Origin of the sequence: Streptomyces sp. NPDC056169 (assembly GCF_042268445.1) — a bacterium.
Lineage (GTDB): Bacteria > Actinomycetota > Actinomycetes > Streptomycetales > Streptomycetaceae > Streptomyces.
The window spans coordinates 26,289-42,347 of the sequence record NZ_JBHJUO010000006.1; the positions used below are offsets into that span (position 1 = coordinate 26,289).

The window sequence follows — 16,059 nt, forward strand, 5'->3', positions numbered from 1 at the left end:
GTGATTACGCCACCCGAACGGATGGCGTAAATCGAACCCAACCCCCTTCCCTTGCATGGATGTTCGAGCAGATGGCACCTATTCGTATGCCCTGGCACCCCGATGGCGTGCTCTTGCCCCGAAACCGCTTGAGCGCCGCACGGGGTCGGCCAATATGGGCCGCTGAACGCCCTACTGCGATGCAAGGGACACCGCATGAGACTGACCGACATATCGCTGGACTGGCTGCTTCCGGGCGGCGTGATGGTGGCCGGGGTCCTGACGGCGGTGGCGGTGCTCGCGCGCGGGAAGCGCGCCGGTGACCAGGCCGCGGCCGAGGACTCCTGGGAGCGCAACGAAGAGCGCCGCAGACGCAAGGAGGCGGTGTACGGAACGGCTTCCTACGTCCTGCTCTTCTGCTGCGCCGCCGTCGCGGCGGCGCTCTCCTTCCACGGACTCGTCGGCTTCGGCCGGCAGAACCTCAACCTCTCCGGAGGCTGGGAGTACCTCGTCCCCTTCGGCCTCGACGGCGCCGCCATGTTCTGCTCCGTCCTCGCCGTCCGCGAGGCCAGCCACGGTGACGCGGCGCTCGGCTCGCGGCTCCTGGTCTGGCTGTTCGCCGGCGCGGCCGCCTGGTTCAACTGGGTGCACGCCCCGCGCGGCCTGGGACACGACGGGGCGCCGCAGTTCTTCGCGGGCATGTCCCTCTCGGCGGCGGTCCTCTTCGACCGGGCGCTGAAGCAGACCCGCAGGGCCGCACTCCGCGAGCAGGGCCTCGTGCCCCGACCGCTGCCGCAGATCCGGATCGTCCGCTGGCTGCGGGCCCCCCGGGAGACCTTCGCGGCCTGGTCGCTGATGCTCCTGGAGAACGTACGGACGCTGGACGAGGCCGTCGACGAGGTCCGCGAGGACCGGCGGGAGAAGGAGCAGAACCGGCTCCGCCGGCGCGACCAGGTCAAGCTCGACCGGGCGCGGCTCAAGGCCATCAACCGCCAGCACCGCGCCTTCGGGCTCGGCCGCGGCGGCGGCACCGACCGGCAGGTCGAGATGGCGGCACTGGGCGCCGCGGGGAGCGCCGGTACGGGCTCGGGCGCCGGTTCCGGTTCCGGATCGGGTGCGGGCTCCGGCTCCGCGACGGCGTCCGTGCAGGCCGCCGTCGCGGAGCCCGCCATAGCGGACCCGGGACAACTGCCGCTTCGACCCCGGCCCTCCCTGCAAGCCGTAAAAGGCGCTGACGCGCGCACGGGCGACTCCCGGACGGTGGACCTGACCGCCGAGGACGACACCCAGACGCTGCCCCGGCTCGACTCCCTTGAGCGCAAGCTCAAGGACCTGGAGCAGCAGTTCGGCTGAGCGGGAACCACACGAATCCGGCGGGGCCGCCTCTCAGGCGGCCCCGCCGTTCAGTTCGAACCAGACCACCTTGCCGCCCCCGTGCTCCTCGACTCCCCAGGAGTCGGCCAGGGCCTGGACGAGGACGAGCCCCCGGCCGTGCGTACCGTCGTCGGCGGGCGGTGCGTGCGGCGATTCCAGGCCGGGGAGGTAGTCCCGGACCTCGACCCTGAGCTGCTCGGGGACGACCGTCGCGGTCACGACGGCTCCGTGGTCGGTGTGGACCAGGGCATTGGTCACCAGTTCGCTGGTGAGCAGTTCGGCCACGTCGGAGGCGCCCGGTCCGCCCCATGTCCGCAGCATTTCCCGCAAGGCATGTCGCACCTCCGGCACCGCGGTGAGATCCTCGCATCCCACCTTCCTGAGCAGTTGAGTCGGCTGTCGTGCCTCCCCGGCCATATCCCCCACCCACGCGTCGTCGAACAGGCTCACGGGGATGCATGCCCCACGGGGCCGCCCGCATTCCCTCGGAGCCGCGGCACTCCGGGCCGGGGTCTCGGAGCCGGGGGGCTCAGAGCCGGGGGACGTTGCGCAGGTTGGAGCGGGCCATCTGGAGCATGCGGCCCACCCCGCCGTCGAGGACGATCTTGCTGGCGGAGAGGGCGAAGCCGGTGACCATCTCGCTGCTGATCCTGGGCGGGATGGAGAGCGCGTTGGGGTCGGTGACGACGTCGACGAGGGCCGGGCCCTTGTGCTTGAAGGCGTCCTTGAGGGCGCTCGTGAGCTGCTTGGGCTTCTCGACGCGGACGCCGTAGGCCCCGGCGGCGCGCGCGATGGCCGCGAAGTCCGGGTTCTTGTTCGTCGTCCCGTACGAGGGCAGTCCGGCCACCAGCATCTCCAACTCGACCATGCCGAGGGAGGAGTTGTTGAAGACGACGACCTTCACCGGAAGGTCGTACTGGACGAGGGTGAGGAAGTCGCCCATGAGCATGGAGAATCCGCCGTCGCCGGAGAGCGACACGACCTGCCGGTTGCGGTCGGTGAACTGGGCGCCGATGGCCTGCGGCAGCGCGTTCGCCATCGAGCCGTGGCTGAACGAGCCGATGATCCTGCGCCGCCCGTTGGGCGAGAGGTAGCGGGCCGCCCAGACGTTGCACATGCCCGTGTCGACGGTGAACACGGCGTCCCCGTCGGCGAGTTCGTCGATCACGGAGGCGACGTACTCGGGGTGGATCGGAACGTGCTTCTCGACCTTGCGCGTGTACGCCTTGACCACGCCTTCGAGCGCGTCGGCGTGCTTCTTGAGCATCTTGTCGAGGAAGCGGCGGTCGGTCTTGGCCCGGACGCGCGGGACGACGCAGCGCAGCGTCTCGCGGACGTCTCCCCAGACGGCGAGGTCGAGGCGGGAGCGCCGGCCGAGGTGCTCGGGCCTGACGTCGACCTGGACGATCTTCACGTCGTCGGGCAGGAAGGCGTTGTACGGGAAGTCGGTGCCGAGCAGGATGAGCAGGTCGCACTCGTGGGTGGCCTCGTAGGCGGCGCCGTAGCCGAGCAGCCCGCTCATGCCGACGTCGTACGGATTGTCGTACTGGATCCACTCCTTGCCGCGGAGGGCGTGGCCGACCGGGGACTTGATCCGCTCGGCGAACTGCATCACCTCGGCGTGCGCGCCCGCCGTGCCGCTGCCGCAGAAGAGCGTCACCCGATCGGCCGCGTCGATCATCCGGACGAGCGCGTCGATCTCGTCGTCGCCCGGCCGGACGGTGGGGCGGGAGGTGACGAGCGCGGTCTCGACCGCCTTGTCCGGGGCGGGCAGGGAGGCGATGTCGCCGGGCAGCGAGACGACGCTGACGCCGCTGCGGCCGATGGCGTGCTGGATCGCCGTCTGGAGCAGCCGGGGCATCTGCTTCGGGTTGGAGATGAGCTCGCTGTAGTGACTGCACTCGCGGAAGAGCTGGTCGGGGTGGGTCTCCTGGAAGTAGCCGAGGCCGATCTCGCTGGACGGGATGTGCGAGGCGAGGGCCAGGACCGGGGCCATCGAGCGGTGGGCGTCGTACAGGCCGTTGATGAGGTGGAGATTGCCGGGACCGCAGGAGCCGGCGCAGGCGGCGAGGCTGCCGGTGATCTGTGCCTCGGCGCCGGCGGCGAACGCGGCCACCTCCTCGTGCCGCACCTGGATCCAGTCGAGCGCGGGGGTACGGCGGATGGCGTCGACGACCGGGTTCAGACTGTCGCCGACCACGCCGTACAGACGCTTCACGCCCGCGCGCACGAGGATGTCGACGAACTGTTCTGCGACGTTCTGTTTGGCCATGGCTCCATCAACACATGACCCGGCGCGTTACGCCTCCCAGACGGCCGCCCCCGTACGGTCGTCGGCGTACCCCGTCACCCTCAGCTGGGTGTCGGCGAGGAAGGCGGCGAGGCCGGGCGGCTCCTGGCCGGCCCAGCGGGCGGCGAGTTCGCGGGCGAGGGCGGGTTCGCCGCGCATCGGCTCGGCGAGACCGGGCGAGGCGAGGAGCAGGGTGTCCCCGGGGCGGGCGACGGAGGCCCGGAAGCGGAAGGGTTCGGCGGGCGGCGGTACGGGGTCCTCGACGATCGGGCCCGGCGCGGTCGTGACGCCGAGGTTCATGGTGAGCCGGTCGCCCTCCTCCGTCCCGGCCTCGGCCTCGGTGTCGGTGCCGGTGTCGCCCGCCGGTGGGGGCGGCGAGCCGAAGCCGACGACCGGGGCTCCGGTGACGGCGGCGGGTTCGGGCAGGAGCGGTTCGATGTCCTGCCAGGAGCCGCCGCGGAGCCGGAAGAGGCCGCCGCCGCCGATCCCGAAGAAGACCCGGGTGCGGCACTCGGGGTCGGCGGGGACGAGCAGGCAGCGGAGGGTCGCGGTGTACTCGTCGGGGGCGAGGCCCCGGTCGGCGGCACGGGCCCGCAGTTTGCCGTACGTCCGGTCGGTGAGCCGGTGCAGTCCGGACTTGAGGTCGCCGCGGCGGCCGGTCCTGACGTCCTCGGAGAGCCGGGCGTGGCTGCGGCCGACGGCTTCCGCGATCCACTGGCAGGCGTCGGCGGCGGCGAGGTGGGCGTCCTCGGCGGCGCGGGAGCCGGCGGCGACGGCGACGAGGACGAGCGCGGCCTCGTCGTGGCCGAAGCGGGCGGTGAGCAGGGCGTCGCGGCGGGGTTCGCCCCGGTAGCGGGCGGAGTCGCCGCGTACGGAGGCGGCGCGCAGGGTGCAGGTGCCGTAGCGGGCGCCGTCGAGGACGGTGTCGGCGACCAGTTCGGCGAGCTCGCCGGGGCGGGCGATGGGGAGGGCGGTGGGTTCGGCCTCGTAGGTCGGCGGTCTGCTGCCGACGAAGCCGGCGGCCCGGGGGCGGGGCACGGGCACCTGGACGGTGAGATCGGCGTCGGGGCCGGTCTCCGGGGCGATGTCCGGGTCGCCGTAGGGGCCGGTGTCCAGGTCGCCGTACGGGCCGGTGTCCAGGTCGACGTACGGGCCGATGTCCAGGTCGCCGTAGGGGCCGGTGTCCAGGTCGGCGTCCGGTTCCTCGTCGGCCGGGGGCACGGGCACCTGGACGGTGGGCGTCTCGACCGGCGGGGCGACCGGGGGCGGCGGGGGCGGCGGTCCGGGGAAGGAGCGCGGCCCCGTCTCGGGGGCCTCCCAGGGCGCCCTGTCGGACGGGACGGGCGACGGCGCCGTCCGGGGGTCCTCGCGTTTCGGGTCCGGGCCGGGGCCCGGCGGGTCCGTGGTGGCGCGGGGCGCCGTGGCGAAGTGGTCGTCGAGTGTGTCACCCGAGACCGTCGGGGCCGTGTCCGGCGCCGACTCGTCGTAGAGCTTGTCCCACCAGTTGTCCCCCTGCTGAGTCATGCCCTTATTGTCCACCGCGCACGGCGCCCGAAAACGGACATCAGGAAAACCGTTGCTGCGAATGAGTGATCCGCCGGGCGGCCCCACCCCCCACGGGAAGGACGCCCGGCGGACCGTCGTGATCAGCGCACGTCGTAAGCGCGGACCACGGTCTGGGTGACGGAGTTGCCGTTGGCGTCCGTCAGTTCGGTCTTCAGGGTGACGGGCTTGCCGGTCGCGCCCGTGTGGTTCACGGTCGCGGTCCAGTTGCCGCCCTGCTGAGAGACCCGCGCTTCGGTCCAGGTCGTACCCCCGTCGTAGGAGTACGAGAGCTTGGCCGAGGTGAGCGCTGCGGGGGTGTAGCCCGCGTGACCCGTCGCGGTGAGGCCGATCTGCTGGCCGTCGGTCGCGGCGAGGGTCTTGAGTCCGTCCTCCGGAAGGTCGTACCGGGGGAACAGAATCGGGATGCCCTGAGAATAGACGCTCTCGTCAAGCTTGGAGGTGAATTTCCACACCGAGTTGACGGACGTGGAGCGGGCCCACACCTTGCTGCCGATCTTCATGGTGTTCTGTTCGAGCGTGTACGTCCCGGCTTCGGACGGTACCTCGAACGCCCCGAACGGCCAGCCGTTCTCGCCGAGGACCTCGCCGTCGCGGCTGAGGCGGATGTTGCCGATGTCCCCGAAGGAACCGGCCTCGGCGTAGTGGGTGTTGTCGCCCCACATGGCGTTCGCGAAGCCGATGAGGTTGCCCTGCCGCTCGGCGACGAGGACCGGCTCGCCCGTGGCGTCGCGCGGGGCGGTGGGGGCGATGACGCCGTCGTACCAGTTCTCGGTGCGCCGTTCGCCGGGTGTGTAGGCGTGCTGGGCGCCGATCATGATCTCGCCGAACGGGAAGCTGCTGCCGACCATCGGCTCCCAGGCCGTGTCACCGGCCGAGTAGTACTCGGTGCGGGCGCCGGGTGCCGGGACCGCCTCCAGCGAGGCGAAGCCGACGCGGACCCCGTCGGGACGGCGCGCGGACGGGAAGTCCACGAAGTCGGAGGCGATGCCCGCCGACCCGTAGGTGGCGTCGGTGCGGCCCAGTTCGCGGTCGCGGACCCGGTAGGTCCGGTCGTCGCGGATCGTCCCGGCCTCGGGGAAGGCGAGGCTGTAGACGTACGGGCTCTTCGCGGTGGCCTGCCAGGCGAGGGTGACCTCGCCGGCCGCCAGCTTGCCCAGGAGCGCGGTCGCCTCGGCGGACGGGACGGCGAGGACCGGCAGGCCGAGGCCGTTGAAGCCGCCGGCCGGGTACCAGCGGCCGGCGGCCGAGTGGTACGTGACGGCGGCGACGGCGCCGGCGGCCTCGGCGTCACGGGCGAGGGTGCTCACGCCGTTGGAGTCGTCCGGCACTCGGACGAGGGCGATACGGCCCTGGACGCCGGCGGCCTTGAGCTCCGCGGGCGTGCCGGTTCCGGCGTCGACGAGGCGGGCGGAGCCCGTGCCGTCGAGGTTGTCGGAGCCGATGGTGCCGGTGAGGGGGTGCAGGGTCAGGCCGTCGCCCGTACGGAGCGAGGTGATCTGCGGGGCGGCGGCGCGCCAGTAGCTGCCGAACTCGAAGTCGCCCTCGTCGGCGCGGCCTTCGACCGAGGCGTAGTAGCCGCGGATGGTGCGCGGTCCGGCGGCGGTGCCGGCGTGCAGCCAGACGTCGTCCCAGGAGCGGGAGAACGCGAGGGTGGCGCCGCGGAGTTCGGTGGCCTTGTCGGTCTTCACCGACAGCTTGTGGGCCTTGCGGGCGTCGAGGACGACCGTGGTGTCCTTCTTCAGCTCCAGCTGCGGGCGGCCGAGGTAGCTGAGCGAGTCGTTCAGCGTGGCGCCCTCCCCGGCGTCGGGGGTGGTGACGAAGGAGGAGAGGAAGTAGCTGCCGGGGCGCAGGCGGTAGACCTGGTCGGCGGCGCCCTCGTTGAAGCGGCGCTCGCCGCTGGCGTCGTCGGTGCCGATGACGTCGAGGGAGGAGGCGCCGGAGGCCGGGGCGCCCTGACGGTCGATCAGCTTGACGCGCAGGGTGACGGTCTCGGGCTCCACGTAGAGCGAGAACGGCGTGGAGACGTGGACCCCGCCCTTGCCGGTGGCGAGGACGCGGCCGGTGACGTCGCCGTACTGGGCGCGCTCCAGGTGGGCGTCGGGGTCGAGCTCCAGCGGGACCTGGACGGTGGTTCCGGCCGGGACGGTGACGGTGCGCTTGCCGAGGCGGGCGACCGAACTCCGCACGCGGGAGCCGTCGTTGCCGGTGACCTTCTCGACGGCCAGGTCCAGGGTGACCGGGGCGTCGGAGGTGTTGGTGTACGGGACGGAGACCGTGGTGCGGTCGGTCGTGTCCTGCGGCCAGTTGAAGGTGCCGCCCTGGACGGCGGAGGCGCCGAGGATCGTCTGGTCGATGGCCGCCTTGACGTCGAGGCGGCCGCCGCCGACCTCACGGACGTCGCCGGGAAGGTCGCTCTCGGCGGAGGAGACGAGCGCGGCCTTGATCTGCTGGGCGGTCCAGTCGGGGTGGCGCTGCTTCACGATGGCGGCGGCGCCCGCGACGTGCGGGGTGGCCATCGACGTACCGGACATGGACTGGTAGGCGTACACGCCCCGGCCGCCGGCGGCGGCCGCGGAGATGCTCACGCCGGGCGCGGCGATCTCGGGCTTGAGGGTGTGGTTGACGATCGTCGGGCCGCGGCTGGAGAAGTACGCGGTGGAGTCGTCGCGGTCGGTGGCACCGACGGTGAGGACGCTGGGCGCGCAGCCGGGCGAGGAGACCGTGTTGAGGGTCGGGCCCGAGTTTCCGGCGGCGATGACGAACAACGTGCCCTTGTTCTGGGCGAGTTCCTCGGCGGCGACGCTCATCGGGTCGGTGCAGTCGGTGGGGGTGGGGTTGCCGAGGCTCATGGAGACGACGTCGGCGCCCTGCGCGACGGCCCACTCCATACCGGCGATGATCCACGAAGTGGCGCCGGAGCCGGAGTCGTTGAGGACCTTGCCGTTGAGGAGCTCCGCGCCGGGCGCGACGCCCTTCTTCTTGCCGCCGCTCGCGGCGCCGGAGCCGCCGACGGTGGAGATGGTGTGGGTGCCGTGGCCCTGGCGGTCGCCGGCGGTGTCGGAGTCGGTGAAGTTCTCCGAGGCGACGACGCGGCCCTTGAGGTCGGGGTGCTCGGTGTCGGCGCCGGTGTCGAGGACGGCGACCTTGGTGCCGGTGCCGTCGTAGCCGGCGGCCCAGGCCTCGGGGGCGTGGACCTGCTTCGTCGAGCGCTCCAGGGTGGCCTGAACCTTTCGGTCGAGCCAGAGCTTCTCGATGCCGGCGGCGGAGCGGGCCTTCGGGGTGTTCACGTCGGCCCAGAAGGTGGCGGCCTGCTTCTTGTCGGCCTTGAGCGCGACGCCGTCGACGGTCCTGAGGACCTGGCCGCGCCGGGCGCCGCGCGGGGTGGCGGGCACGGAGCGGGCGACGTCGGAGCCGTAGACCGCGATGAGCGGGAGCGTCGTGGTGGCGGCGTCGTCGTAGCCCTGGCGGACGAGCCCGGTGACGTTGAACAGCTCCTCGTCGACGCGGCCCGCGGAGAGTGCGTCGGTGGCGGCCTCGGGGTAGACGTACAGGTCCGGGCCCGAACGGCGGGTCTGGACGAGGGGGACCGTGCCGTCCTCGCGGGGCAGCGCCGTGGCCGCCGGGTTCCCGTCGGCGTCGCGGCTGACCAGGACGCGGTCGCCGGTGACCAGGGTCACCGTGGCCGTCCGGTCGCCGGCGCGGGCCGAGGCCTCGCTGCCTACCGGCGGTCGCTTGTCGGCCGTGCCGTCCTGAGGCTCATTCGCCATGGACGGCGCGACCGCGGTGACGGCCAGGACGGCGGCGGTCGCCGCCCCCAGGGCCGTACGCGAAATCGGGCGCATCGCTCTCCCCATCTGATTCCGGAAAAAGGGCACAAGACACCCGTCTCCGGAGGCTGTTGGTGCTGCGGTGGCGCCACATTGGCAGAGGTGAGGGCGGTACAGGGATGATGTGCACGGCGGGAATACGCCGTGGCCGTTTCCCGCCAGGTCACCAACGGAACGAATGCCTCCGGTGAATGCTCCGGGAAGATCCGGAGCGCCCATCGGATGTACGGCGAGGGGTGGGGCAACCATGCTGGGAGCGATAGGGCTCGACGAACGTCAGGAGTCCGCCTACCGCGCGCTGGTCGCGCTCGGCGCGGCCGAGGTCACCGATCTCGCGCACCGGCTCGCCCTGCCCGAGCGGGACACCGAGCGCGCGCTGCGCCGGCTGGAGGCCCAGGGGCTCGCCGCCCAGTCCTCGGCCAGGACCGGGCGGTGGGTGGCGGCGCCGCCCGGGGTGGCGCTGGGCGCGCTCCTGACCCAGCAGCGCCACGAGCTGGAGCAGGCGGAGCTGGCGGCGGCGCTGCTCGCCGAGGAGTACCGGGCGGAGGCGGCGGAGTCCGCCGTCCACGACCTGGTGGAGGTGGTGACCGGCGCGAGCGCGGTCACCCACCGCTTCCTCCAGCTCCAGCTGGGCGCGCAGGAGGAGGTCTGCGCCCTCGTGACGGGCAAGCCGATCGCGGTCTCCGGGATGGAGAACGACGCGGAGGAGCAGGCCGCCGGGCGGGGGGTGCGCTACCGGGTGGTCCTCGAACGCGAGGTGCTCTCCCTGCCGACCGGGCTGCTCGAACTGTCGGCGGCGCTCGGCCGCGAGGAACTGGTCCGGGTCGCCGACCGGGTCCCCACCAAGCTGGTGGTCGCCGACCGGTCGCTCGCCATGGTGCCGCTGACGGGGCGGGGCGCGGAGCCGGCGGCGATCGTCGTGCACGCGAGCGGGCTCCTCGAATCGCTGATGGGGCTCTTCGAGTCGGTGTGGCGGGACGCGCTGCCGCTGCGGCTCGGGGCGGGCGCGCAGATCACCGAGGAGGAGACGCCGGGCCCGGACGTGATGGACCTGGAGATCCTGTCGCTGCTCCTCGCCGGGATGACGGACGCGAGCGTGGCCAAGCAGCTGGACCTGGGGCTGCGGACCGTGCAGCGGCGGGTCAAGGGCCTGATGGAGCTGACCGGGGTGACGACCCGGCTCCAGCTGGGCTGGCACGCGTACGAGAAGGGCTGGGTGGCCCGCGGCTGAGGAGGCCGTGTGGGCCGCCGGCCCGCCGCCGTGGGCCGGGAGCCCCCCCATATGCGCCGTGCGACCTGCGGGAACGCCCGTTCTGGGGGACCCTGGGCTGCGTGGGTGTGTGGCAGCTCCTGATGGTCGCGACGGTGATGCTGCTCGGTCTGTTCGGGGTGCTGACCCCCGGCGTGCCGGGAACGTGGCTGGTGTGGGCCGCGATGCTCTGGTGGTCGCTGCACGAGCGGACGGACCTCGCGTGGATCCTGCTGGCCTCCTCGACCGGTCTGCTGCTCCTGACGCAGGTGGTCGTCTGGCAGCTCCCGCCCCGCAGGTTCCGGGGCGTCGGCATCAACCGGCGGATGATCGTGTACGCGGGTCTCGGCGCGCTCCTGGGCTTCGTGCTGGTCCCGGTCGTCGGCGCGATCCCCGGCTTCGTCGGCGGGATCTACCTCTCGGAGCGGCTCCGCCTCGGCGGCCACGGCCAGGCCGGGGCGGCGACCCGGTCGGTCATGCGGGCGGCCGGCACGAGCATCCTCGTCGAGCTCTTCGCGTGCCTGCTGATCGTGGGGGCCTGGGCGGGGGCGGTGATCTGGGGCTGAGCCCCAGGGCCCGTCCGGCGGGCCCCGCGACCCCGGCCGTGATCCGCCGTACAGGCCTTACGGCGCGGTCCCCAGGTAGCGCGCCGCGTACGAGCGCCAGGGCCGCCACTCCTCCGTGTCCGGGACGCCCACCGGGGGCACGTCCGGGTCGCCCAGGGCACGCATCCGGATGGCGGCGGCGGCCCCGGCGGTCACGCCGGGGACGGTGAGCAGCGCGCGCTCGGCCTCGTCGCGGTCGGCGCCCGGGTCGAGGCGTACGGCTCCGTCGGCGAGCGCGCCGGCCAGCGGCCCGGCGACGGGGTGGCCGGTCAGGTCGGCCGCGGCGGGGAAGACGTGGGTGAGGCCGCCGCAGGCGGTGGCCAGGGGCGTGCCGTGCGCCTCGACGAGCCGGGCCGACTCCTCGGGTCCGAGGACGGTCCGCAGCGCGAACTCCTCCGGGTCGGCCGTCCCCGGGGAGCGGACTCCGGGCCGCGCGGTCACCTCGGCGGCGAGCCCGGGGGCGGCGCCGAGGCGCTCGGCGACGGCGTACGGGTCGGCGTCGAGGTCGAAGAGGCGGCGCAGCCGGTGCACGGCGGTGGTGAGGTCGCGCAGCTCGGTGAGGTGGATGCGGGCGTCGAGCCAGCGCCCCGCGGACCGCTCGTCCACGGAGACGACGCCGGTGCCGTACGGGAGGCGGAGGGTGCGCCGGTAGGTGCGGGTGCCCGGGGCGCCGACGACCTCCTCGACGCGGGGCACGGCCTCGGCCGCGAGCAGGTCGAAGACCTCCCCCGCGGCGTACGGACCCCGGTGGGCGAGCCGTAGCGGGACGCCGGCGGCGAGCGCGGTCCGGCCGCCCGCGCCGCTGCCCGCCTCGGCGCGCAGGGCGGTGGGGGTGCGGGCGTAGACGGCGCGGATGGTCTCGTTGAACTGGCGGACGCTGGCGAAGCCGGCCGCGAAGGCGATCTCGGTGACGGGCAGGCCGGTCGTCTGGAGCAGGAGGCGCGCGGTGTGCGCCCGCTGGGCGCGGGCGAGGGCGACGGGTCCTGCGCCGAGCTCGGCGGTGAGCTGGCGCTGCACCTGCCGGGTGCTGTAGCCGAGGCGTCCGGCGAGGCCGGGCACGCCCTCGCGGTCGACGACCCCGTCGCCGATCATGCGCATGGCTCGGCCGACGACGTCGGCCCGTACGTCCCAGGCGGCGGAGCCGGGCACGGCGTCCGGCCGGCAGCGGCGGCAGGCGCGGAAGCCGTGGCCCTGGGCGGCGGCGGCCGTGGGGAAGAACGAGACGTTCTGCCGCTTCGGGGTGACGGCCGGGCAGCTGGGGCGGCAGTAGATCCCGGTGGTGCGGACGGCGAAGAAGAACTCGCCGTCGAACCGGGCGTCCCTGCTGCTGACCGCCTCGTAGCGGGTGTCGTCGTCCCTCATGCCTCCCAGTGTGCGGGACCCGACGGCCCCCGACCGGCGGATTTCGGACGCGGCGCTGCGGTCCGGGAGCGGGCCCCGGACCGCGACACGGCATCGTGCGCCTACCGGACGCGCCCGCGCTTGGCGTCCATGGCCGCGCGCCCCTCCGCGCCCTTGCGCTTCCAGTCCTTGAGGATCTCGGAGCGCACCCGGGCGTCGGTCTTGGCCACGATCCGCTGGTTCTCGCGGAGCAGCTTGCGGTAGCTCTCCAGCCGGCGCACGGGCAGCGAGCCGTCCTCGATCGCCACCGCCACCGCGCAGCCGGGCTCCGACTCGTGGGCGCAGTCGTGGAACCGGCACTGCGCGGACAGCTCCTCGATCTCGGCGAAGACCTGGCCGACGCCGGTCTCGGCGTCCCAGAGCCCGACCCCGCGCAGCCCGGGGGTGTCGATGAGGACGCCCCCGCCCGGCAGGACGAAGAGGTTGCGGGTGGTCGTGGTGTGGCGGCCCTTGCCGTCGACGTCGCGGGCGGCCTGGACGGTCATGACGTCCGTGCCGACGAGCGCGTTGGCGAGGGTGGACTTCCCGGCGCCGGAGACGCCGAGCAGGACGGCCGTCCCGCCCGAGAGCACCGCGGAGAGCACGTCGAGGCCCTCGCCGGTGGCCGAGCTCAGGGGCACGACCTGGACGCCGGGGGCGACGGTCTCCACGTCCTCGACGAGGTAGGACAGCCCGACGGGGTCGGGCACGAGGTCCGCCTTGCTGAGGACGATCGTCGGCTGCGCGCCGGACTCCCAGGCCAGCGCGAGGAAGCGTTCGATCCGGCCGAGGTCGAGCTCGACGGCGAGCGAGACGGTGATGACCGCGTGGTCGACGTTGGCCGCGAGGATCTGGCCCTCGGACCGCTGGGAGGAGGTGGAGCGCGCGAAGGCCGTACGGCGCCGCAGCAGCGTCCGTACGTACCGGGGGTCGCTGACGCCCTCGGGGTCGACGGCGGCCCAGTCGCCGGTGCAGACGACCCGGAGCGGGTCGTGCGGGGTCACGAACGCCGTGTCGGCGCGCACGATCCCCTCGGCGGTGGCGACGTCACACTGTCCGCGGTCGACCCGGACGACCCGGCCGGGGAGCAGTCCCTGAGCCGCGTACGGGGCGAAGGCCTCGGCCCAGCCGGAGTCCCAGCCGTGGGCGTCGAGCAGCGCGGAGGAAGAGGTGGTGGTGGAGGAAGACGGAACGGAAGAACGGAAAGACAAGGGGGACCCTTCAAGGGGCGGCCCCGGCGCTGAAGGTCAGAAAGGTGAGGTCAGCCGGTGGCCGCGGAGGTGGTGTGGAGGAACATCCGCGTGTGGGCGAGGCCCTTCGTGATGACAGCCATCGGTCACACCTCCTGTGTCTTTTCGCGATCTTGCGTGTACGGGAGACACCGTAGCGGGAGCGCCGGGGAGCGCGCCACGGATTTATCGCCGCGGGTTCGTCATGCCAGGGCGAGGGCGGTCAGCAGCACGGCGGTGAGGAGGGTTCCGGCGAGGAGGACCGGGGTGCCGGGGGCCGGGATCCTGAGGCGGGGGGCCGTCGGGAGGTCGCTCGCGAGGTCGTCCGCGGGGGCGCTCGCGACGTCGCTCGGGAGGGCGCTCGTGCGGTCGCTCGTGCGGACGGCGGCGCGGGCGCGGGCCAGTTCGGCGGCCGGCGGGTGCGGCGGGAGGTCGACGAGCCAGGGGCGGCGCGGGTCGAGGCGGACGAGCGCCGCGCGGTGGATGCGGACGTCCTGGAGGTCGATGGGCTGCTGGACCTCGATGCGGTACGGGGCGGCGCCTTCGGGGAGCACGGTCAGGTCGAAGACGAAGTCGGTGCCGCGGGCGGTGAGGGAGTGGAGCCGGGCGGGCGCGTGGACGGCGCCCGCGGCGGAGACGGGGCCCAGCGCCACACCCGGGCGGTGCCGCAGCCTCGCCGCGCCGAGCGCGAAGAGCAGGGCGATCGTGCCGTTGAGGCCGAGCATCATGACCCAGCGCGGGCCGTCGAGCGCGCCGTGGACGAGGGCGGTGACCACGACGGCGGCCGGCACGGCCACGAGGAGGGTGCCGGGGGCGAGGACCCGGAGCACCAGAGCACGCACCGGGACACGACTGTCGTCGGGAACCGAACCGTTCCCCTCCCCCTCGCCCTCGCCCTCGTGGTCCGGATGCCGGCCCCTGCGGCGCAGCGACCACGCCGCTCCGGCGACGACGAGGACGGCGCCGAGCGCGACCAGGCCGTGTCCGGCGACGACCGCGTGGTCGTCCTCCCGGCCCATGAGGAGCCCGAAGGCGGCGAGCAGCGTGGCGAGACCGGCCCCCGCGAGCCCCAGGAAGGGGGCCGCGAGCACGGCGGCGCCCAGGGCGGAGGCCGCCGCGAGGAAGAGCGCCCCGCCCGCGAGCTGGTTCGTGCCGCAGCCCTCGCTGTCGCAGATCCAGCGGACGGCCGAGTGCTCGGTGGCGTAGACGTGGCAGAGGAACCAGGTCTGCCAGAACAGCAGGACGGCCACGGCGGCCCAGGGCCAGGACGTCCTTCCGTACGCGCGCGTCGTCATGGACCGACCGTAGCCCGCGGGCCCGACGCTCCGGGAGGCCATTGGCGGGGTCGGTTCGGCCGGCCGGCGCGCGCGTCCGATTCGTACAAGACCGCGCCGCCCGGGAGCCCTTAGCGTACGAAACATGGACACAGCACCCCGCATCACGCCCCGTCTGGACCTCGTCGGCGTCGTGGTCTCGGACATGGCCGCCTCGCTCGCCTTCTACCGCCGTCTCGGCCTGGACGTCCCGGCCGGGGCGGAGAGCGCCCCGCACGTGGAGGCCGCCCTGCCCGGCGGGCTGCGCATCGCCTGGGACACGGAGGAGACCGTGCGCTCCTTCGATCCCTCTTGGAAGCGCCCCGAGGGCGGGAACCGGATCGAGCTCGCCTTCCGGTGCGGCTCGCCGAAGGACGTGGACGCGGTGTACGAGGAGCTCGTCGGCGCGGGTCACGGCGGGCATCTGAAGCCCTGGGACGCCGTCTGGGGCCAGCGTTACGCGGTGGTCCACGACCCGGACGGCAACGGCGTGTCCCTGTTCGCGGACGCTCCGGCGGACTCGTCGGCCGACGCGCCGACGGACGCGCCGACCGACGCCTCGTAAGCGCTCAGTGTCGTGCCGGCCAGGGCCCTCGTCTCGCGCGCGAGATGGGCCTGGTCGGCGCAGCCCGCGCGGAGGGCGGCATCGGCGTACGGCACCCCGGCCCTGACCAGGGCCAGCGCGCGCTGGAGGCGGAGGATCCGGGCGAGCGTCTTGGGACCGTAGCCGAAGGCGTCCAGGGAACGCCGGTGCAGCTGCCGGGCACCGAGTCCGACCGCGTCGGCGGTCTCGGCGACCGGGCGGCCCGCGTCGAGGCGGGCGACGACGGCGCGCAGCAGCGGGTCGGGGGCGGGGGCGTCGGCCGCCCTGCGCAGGGCCAGGGCTTCCAGGGCCGCGGCCGGGTCGGGGTCCTCCGCGATCCGCTCGCCGAGGCGCCGCGCCGCGGCCTCGCCCCAGAACGCGTCGAGGGGGACCCGCCGGTCGCGCAGTTCCCTGGCCGGTACGCCGAGGATCGCCGGTGCTTCTCCGGGGGCGAAGCGGATCCCCGCGTACCGCGTGACGGTCTCCCCGGGGACGTACGGCCGCGTGTCGGGCCCGGCGACGAGGAGCCGGCCGTCGGCCCAGATCAGGTCCATGCAGCCGTCGGGCAGGACGGGCCGGGAGCCTTCCGTCGTGGCTCCGGCGGTCCGGGTCCACAGGACGGCTCCGTCCAGGAGGGCCGGGCGCTCCTCGTACATCCTTCGAG

The 16,059-nt window shown here is 73.8% G+C and carries 12 protein-coding genes; 4 read left to right on the forward strand and 8 right to left on the reverse strand.

What is annotated here, in order from left to right; all coding sequences use genetic code 11:
- Positions 1-195: 195 nt before the first annotated feature.
- A complete protein-coding gene (locus tag ACFC0G_RS11000; RefSeq protein ID WP_376400614.1) occupies positions 196-1,332 on the forward strand; it encodes a DUF2637 domain-containing protein in 1,137 nt (378 codons plus the stop codon).
- 33 nt (positions 1,333-1,365) lie between these two features.
- Here the strand turns inward: ACFC0G_RS11000 and ACFC0G_RS11005 are convergent, their stop codons facing one another.
- From ACFC0G_RS11005 to ACFC0G_RS11020, 4 genes are all read right to left on the reverse strand, one after another.
- Entirely contained in the window at positions 1,366-1,770 is a 405-nt protein-coding gene (locus ACFC0G_RS11005; protein WP_376401427.1) for an ATP-binding protein, read from the reverse strand.
- Between the two features lie 112 nt (positions 1,771-1,882).
- A complete protein-coding gene (locus ACFC0G_RS11010) occupies positions 1,883-3,625 on the reverse strand; it encodes a pyruvate dehydrogenase (protein ID WP_376400617.1) in 1,743 nt (580 codons plus the stop codon).
- A 27-nt stretch (positions 3,626-3,652) separates the two neighbouring features.
- Positions 3,653-5,167, reverse strand: coding sequence for a protein phosphatase 2C domain-containing protein (locus tag ACFC0G_RS11015; protein ID WP_376400620.1), 1,515 nt, complete (start codon positions 5,165-5,167; stop codon positions 3,653-3,655).
- Between the two features lie 122 nt (positions 5,168-5,289).
- Entirely contained in the window at positions 5,290-9,051 is a 3,762-nt protein-coding gene (locus ACFC0G_RS11020) for a S8 family serine peptidase (RefSeq protein ID WP_376400623.1), read from the reverse strand.
- A gap of 232 nt (positions 9,052-9,283) precedes the next feature.
- Between ACFC0G_RS11020 and ACFC0G_RS11025 the strand changes: the two genes are divergently transcribed.
- The gene (locus ACFC0G_RS11025; protein ID WP_376400626.1) at positions 9,284-10,267 is read left to right on the forward strand and encodes a helix-turn-helix domain-containing protein; all 984 of its coding nucleotides are present in this window, start codon (positions 9,284-9,286) and stop codon (positions 10,265-10,267) included.
- 101 nt (positions 10,268-10,368) lie between these two features.
- A complete protein-coding gene (locus ACFC0G_RS11030) occupies positions 10,369-10,851 on the forward strand; it encodes a DUF456 domain-containing protein (RefSeq protein ID WP_376400630.1) in 483 nt (160 codons plus the stop codon).
- Between the two features lie 57 nt (positions 10,852-10,908).
- Here ACFC0G_RS11030 and ACFC0G_RS11035 read toward each other — a convergent pair whose 3' ends face one another.
- From ACFC0G_RS11035 to ACFC0G_RS11045, 3 genes are all read right to left on the reverse strand, one after another.
- Positions 10,909-12,252, reverse strand: coding sequence for a DNA-3-methyladenine glycosylase 2 family protein (locus ACFC0G_RS11035; RefSeq protein WP_376400632.1), 1,344 nt, complete (start codon positions 12,250-12,252; stop codon positions 10,909-10,911).
- A 101-nt stretch (positions 12,253-12,353) separates the two neighbouring features.
- On the reverse strand, positions 12,354-13,427 hold the full coding sequence (gene rsgA, locus ACFC0G_RS11040; RefSeq protein ID WP_376401429.1) for a ribosome small subunit-dependent GTPase A: 1,074 nt from the start codon (positions 13,425-13,427) through the stop codon (positions 12,354-12,356).
- A gap of 275 nt (positions 13,428-13,702) precedes the next feature.
- A complete protein-coding gene (locus ACFC0G_RS11045) occupies positions 13,703-14,794 on the reverse strand; it encodes a hypothetical protein (protein WP_376400635.1) in 1,092 nt (363 codons plus the stop codon).
- Between the two features lie 142 nt (positions 14,795-14,936).
- Here ACFC0G_RS11045 and ACFC0G_RS11050 point away from each other — a divergent pair, with 142 nt between their 5' ends.
- Positions 14,937-15,377 (forward strand): VOC family protein, encoded by a 441-nt coding sequence (locus tag ACFC0G_RS11050; protein ID WP_376401432.1) that lies wholly within the window; start codon positions 14,937-14,939, stop codon positions 15,375-15,377.
- On the opposite strand, the gene ACFC0G_RS11055 is transcribed toward ACFC0G_RS11050, so the two are convergent.
- Complete coding sequence (locus tag ACFC0G_RS11055; protein ID WP_376400638.1) at positions 15,269-16,051, reverse strand: helix-turn-helix domain-containing protein; 783 nt, start codon at positions 16,049-16,051, stop codon at positions 15,269-15,271. The two genes, ACFC0G_RS11050 and ACFC0G_RS11055, sit on opposite strands and share 109 nt — an antisense overlap.
- Positions 16,052-16,059 lie beyond the last annotated feature (8 nt).

Excerpts from the sequence above, each read along its gene's own strand:
- ACFC0G_RS11055 (WP_376400638.1), bottom strand. The coding sequence starts at position 16,051 with ATGTACGAGGAGCGCCCGGCCCTCCTGGACGGAGCCGTCCTGTGGACC.
- ACFC0G_RS11010 (WP_376400617.1), bottom strand. The coding sequence starts at position 3,625 with ATGGCCAAACAGAACGTCGCAGAACAGTTCGTCGACATCCTCGTGCGC.
- ACFC0G_RS11025 (WP_376400626.1), top strand. The coding sequence starts at position 9,284 with ATGCTGGGAGCGATAGGGCTCGACGAACGTCAGGAGTCCGCCTACCGC.
- ACFC0G_RS11045 (WP_376400635.1), bottom strand. The coding sequence starts at position 14,794 with ATGACGACGCGCGCGTACGGAAGGACGTCCTGGCCCTGGGCCGCCGTG.
- ACFC0G_RS11035 (WP_376400632.1), bottom strand. The coding sequence starts at position 12,252 with ATGAGGGACGACGACACCCGCTACGAGGCGGTCAGCAGCAGGGACGCC.
- ACFC0G_RS11005 (WP_376401427.1), bottom strand. The coding sequence starts at position 1,770 with ATGGCCGGGGAGGCACGACAGCCGACTCAACTGCTCAGGAAGGTGGGA.
- ACFC0G_RS11020 (WP_376400623.1), bottom strand. The coding sequence starts at position 9,051 with ATGCGCCCGATTTCGCGTACGGCCCTGGGGGCGGCGACCGCCGCCGTC.
- ACFC0G_RS11015 (WP_376400620.1), bottom strand. The coding sequence starts at position 5,167 with ATGACTCAGCAGGGGGACAACTGGTGGGACAAGCTCTACGACGAGTCG.
- ACFC0G_RS11000 (WP_376400614.1), top strand. The coding sequence starts at position 196 with ATGAGACTGACCGACATATCGCTGGACTGGCTGCTTCCGGGCGGCGTG.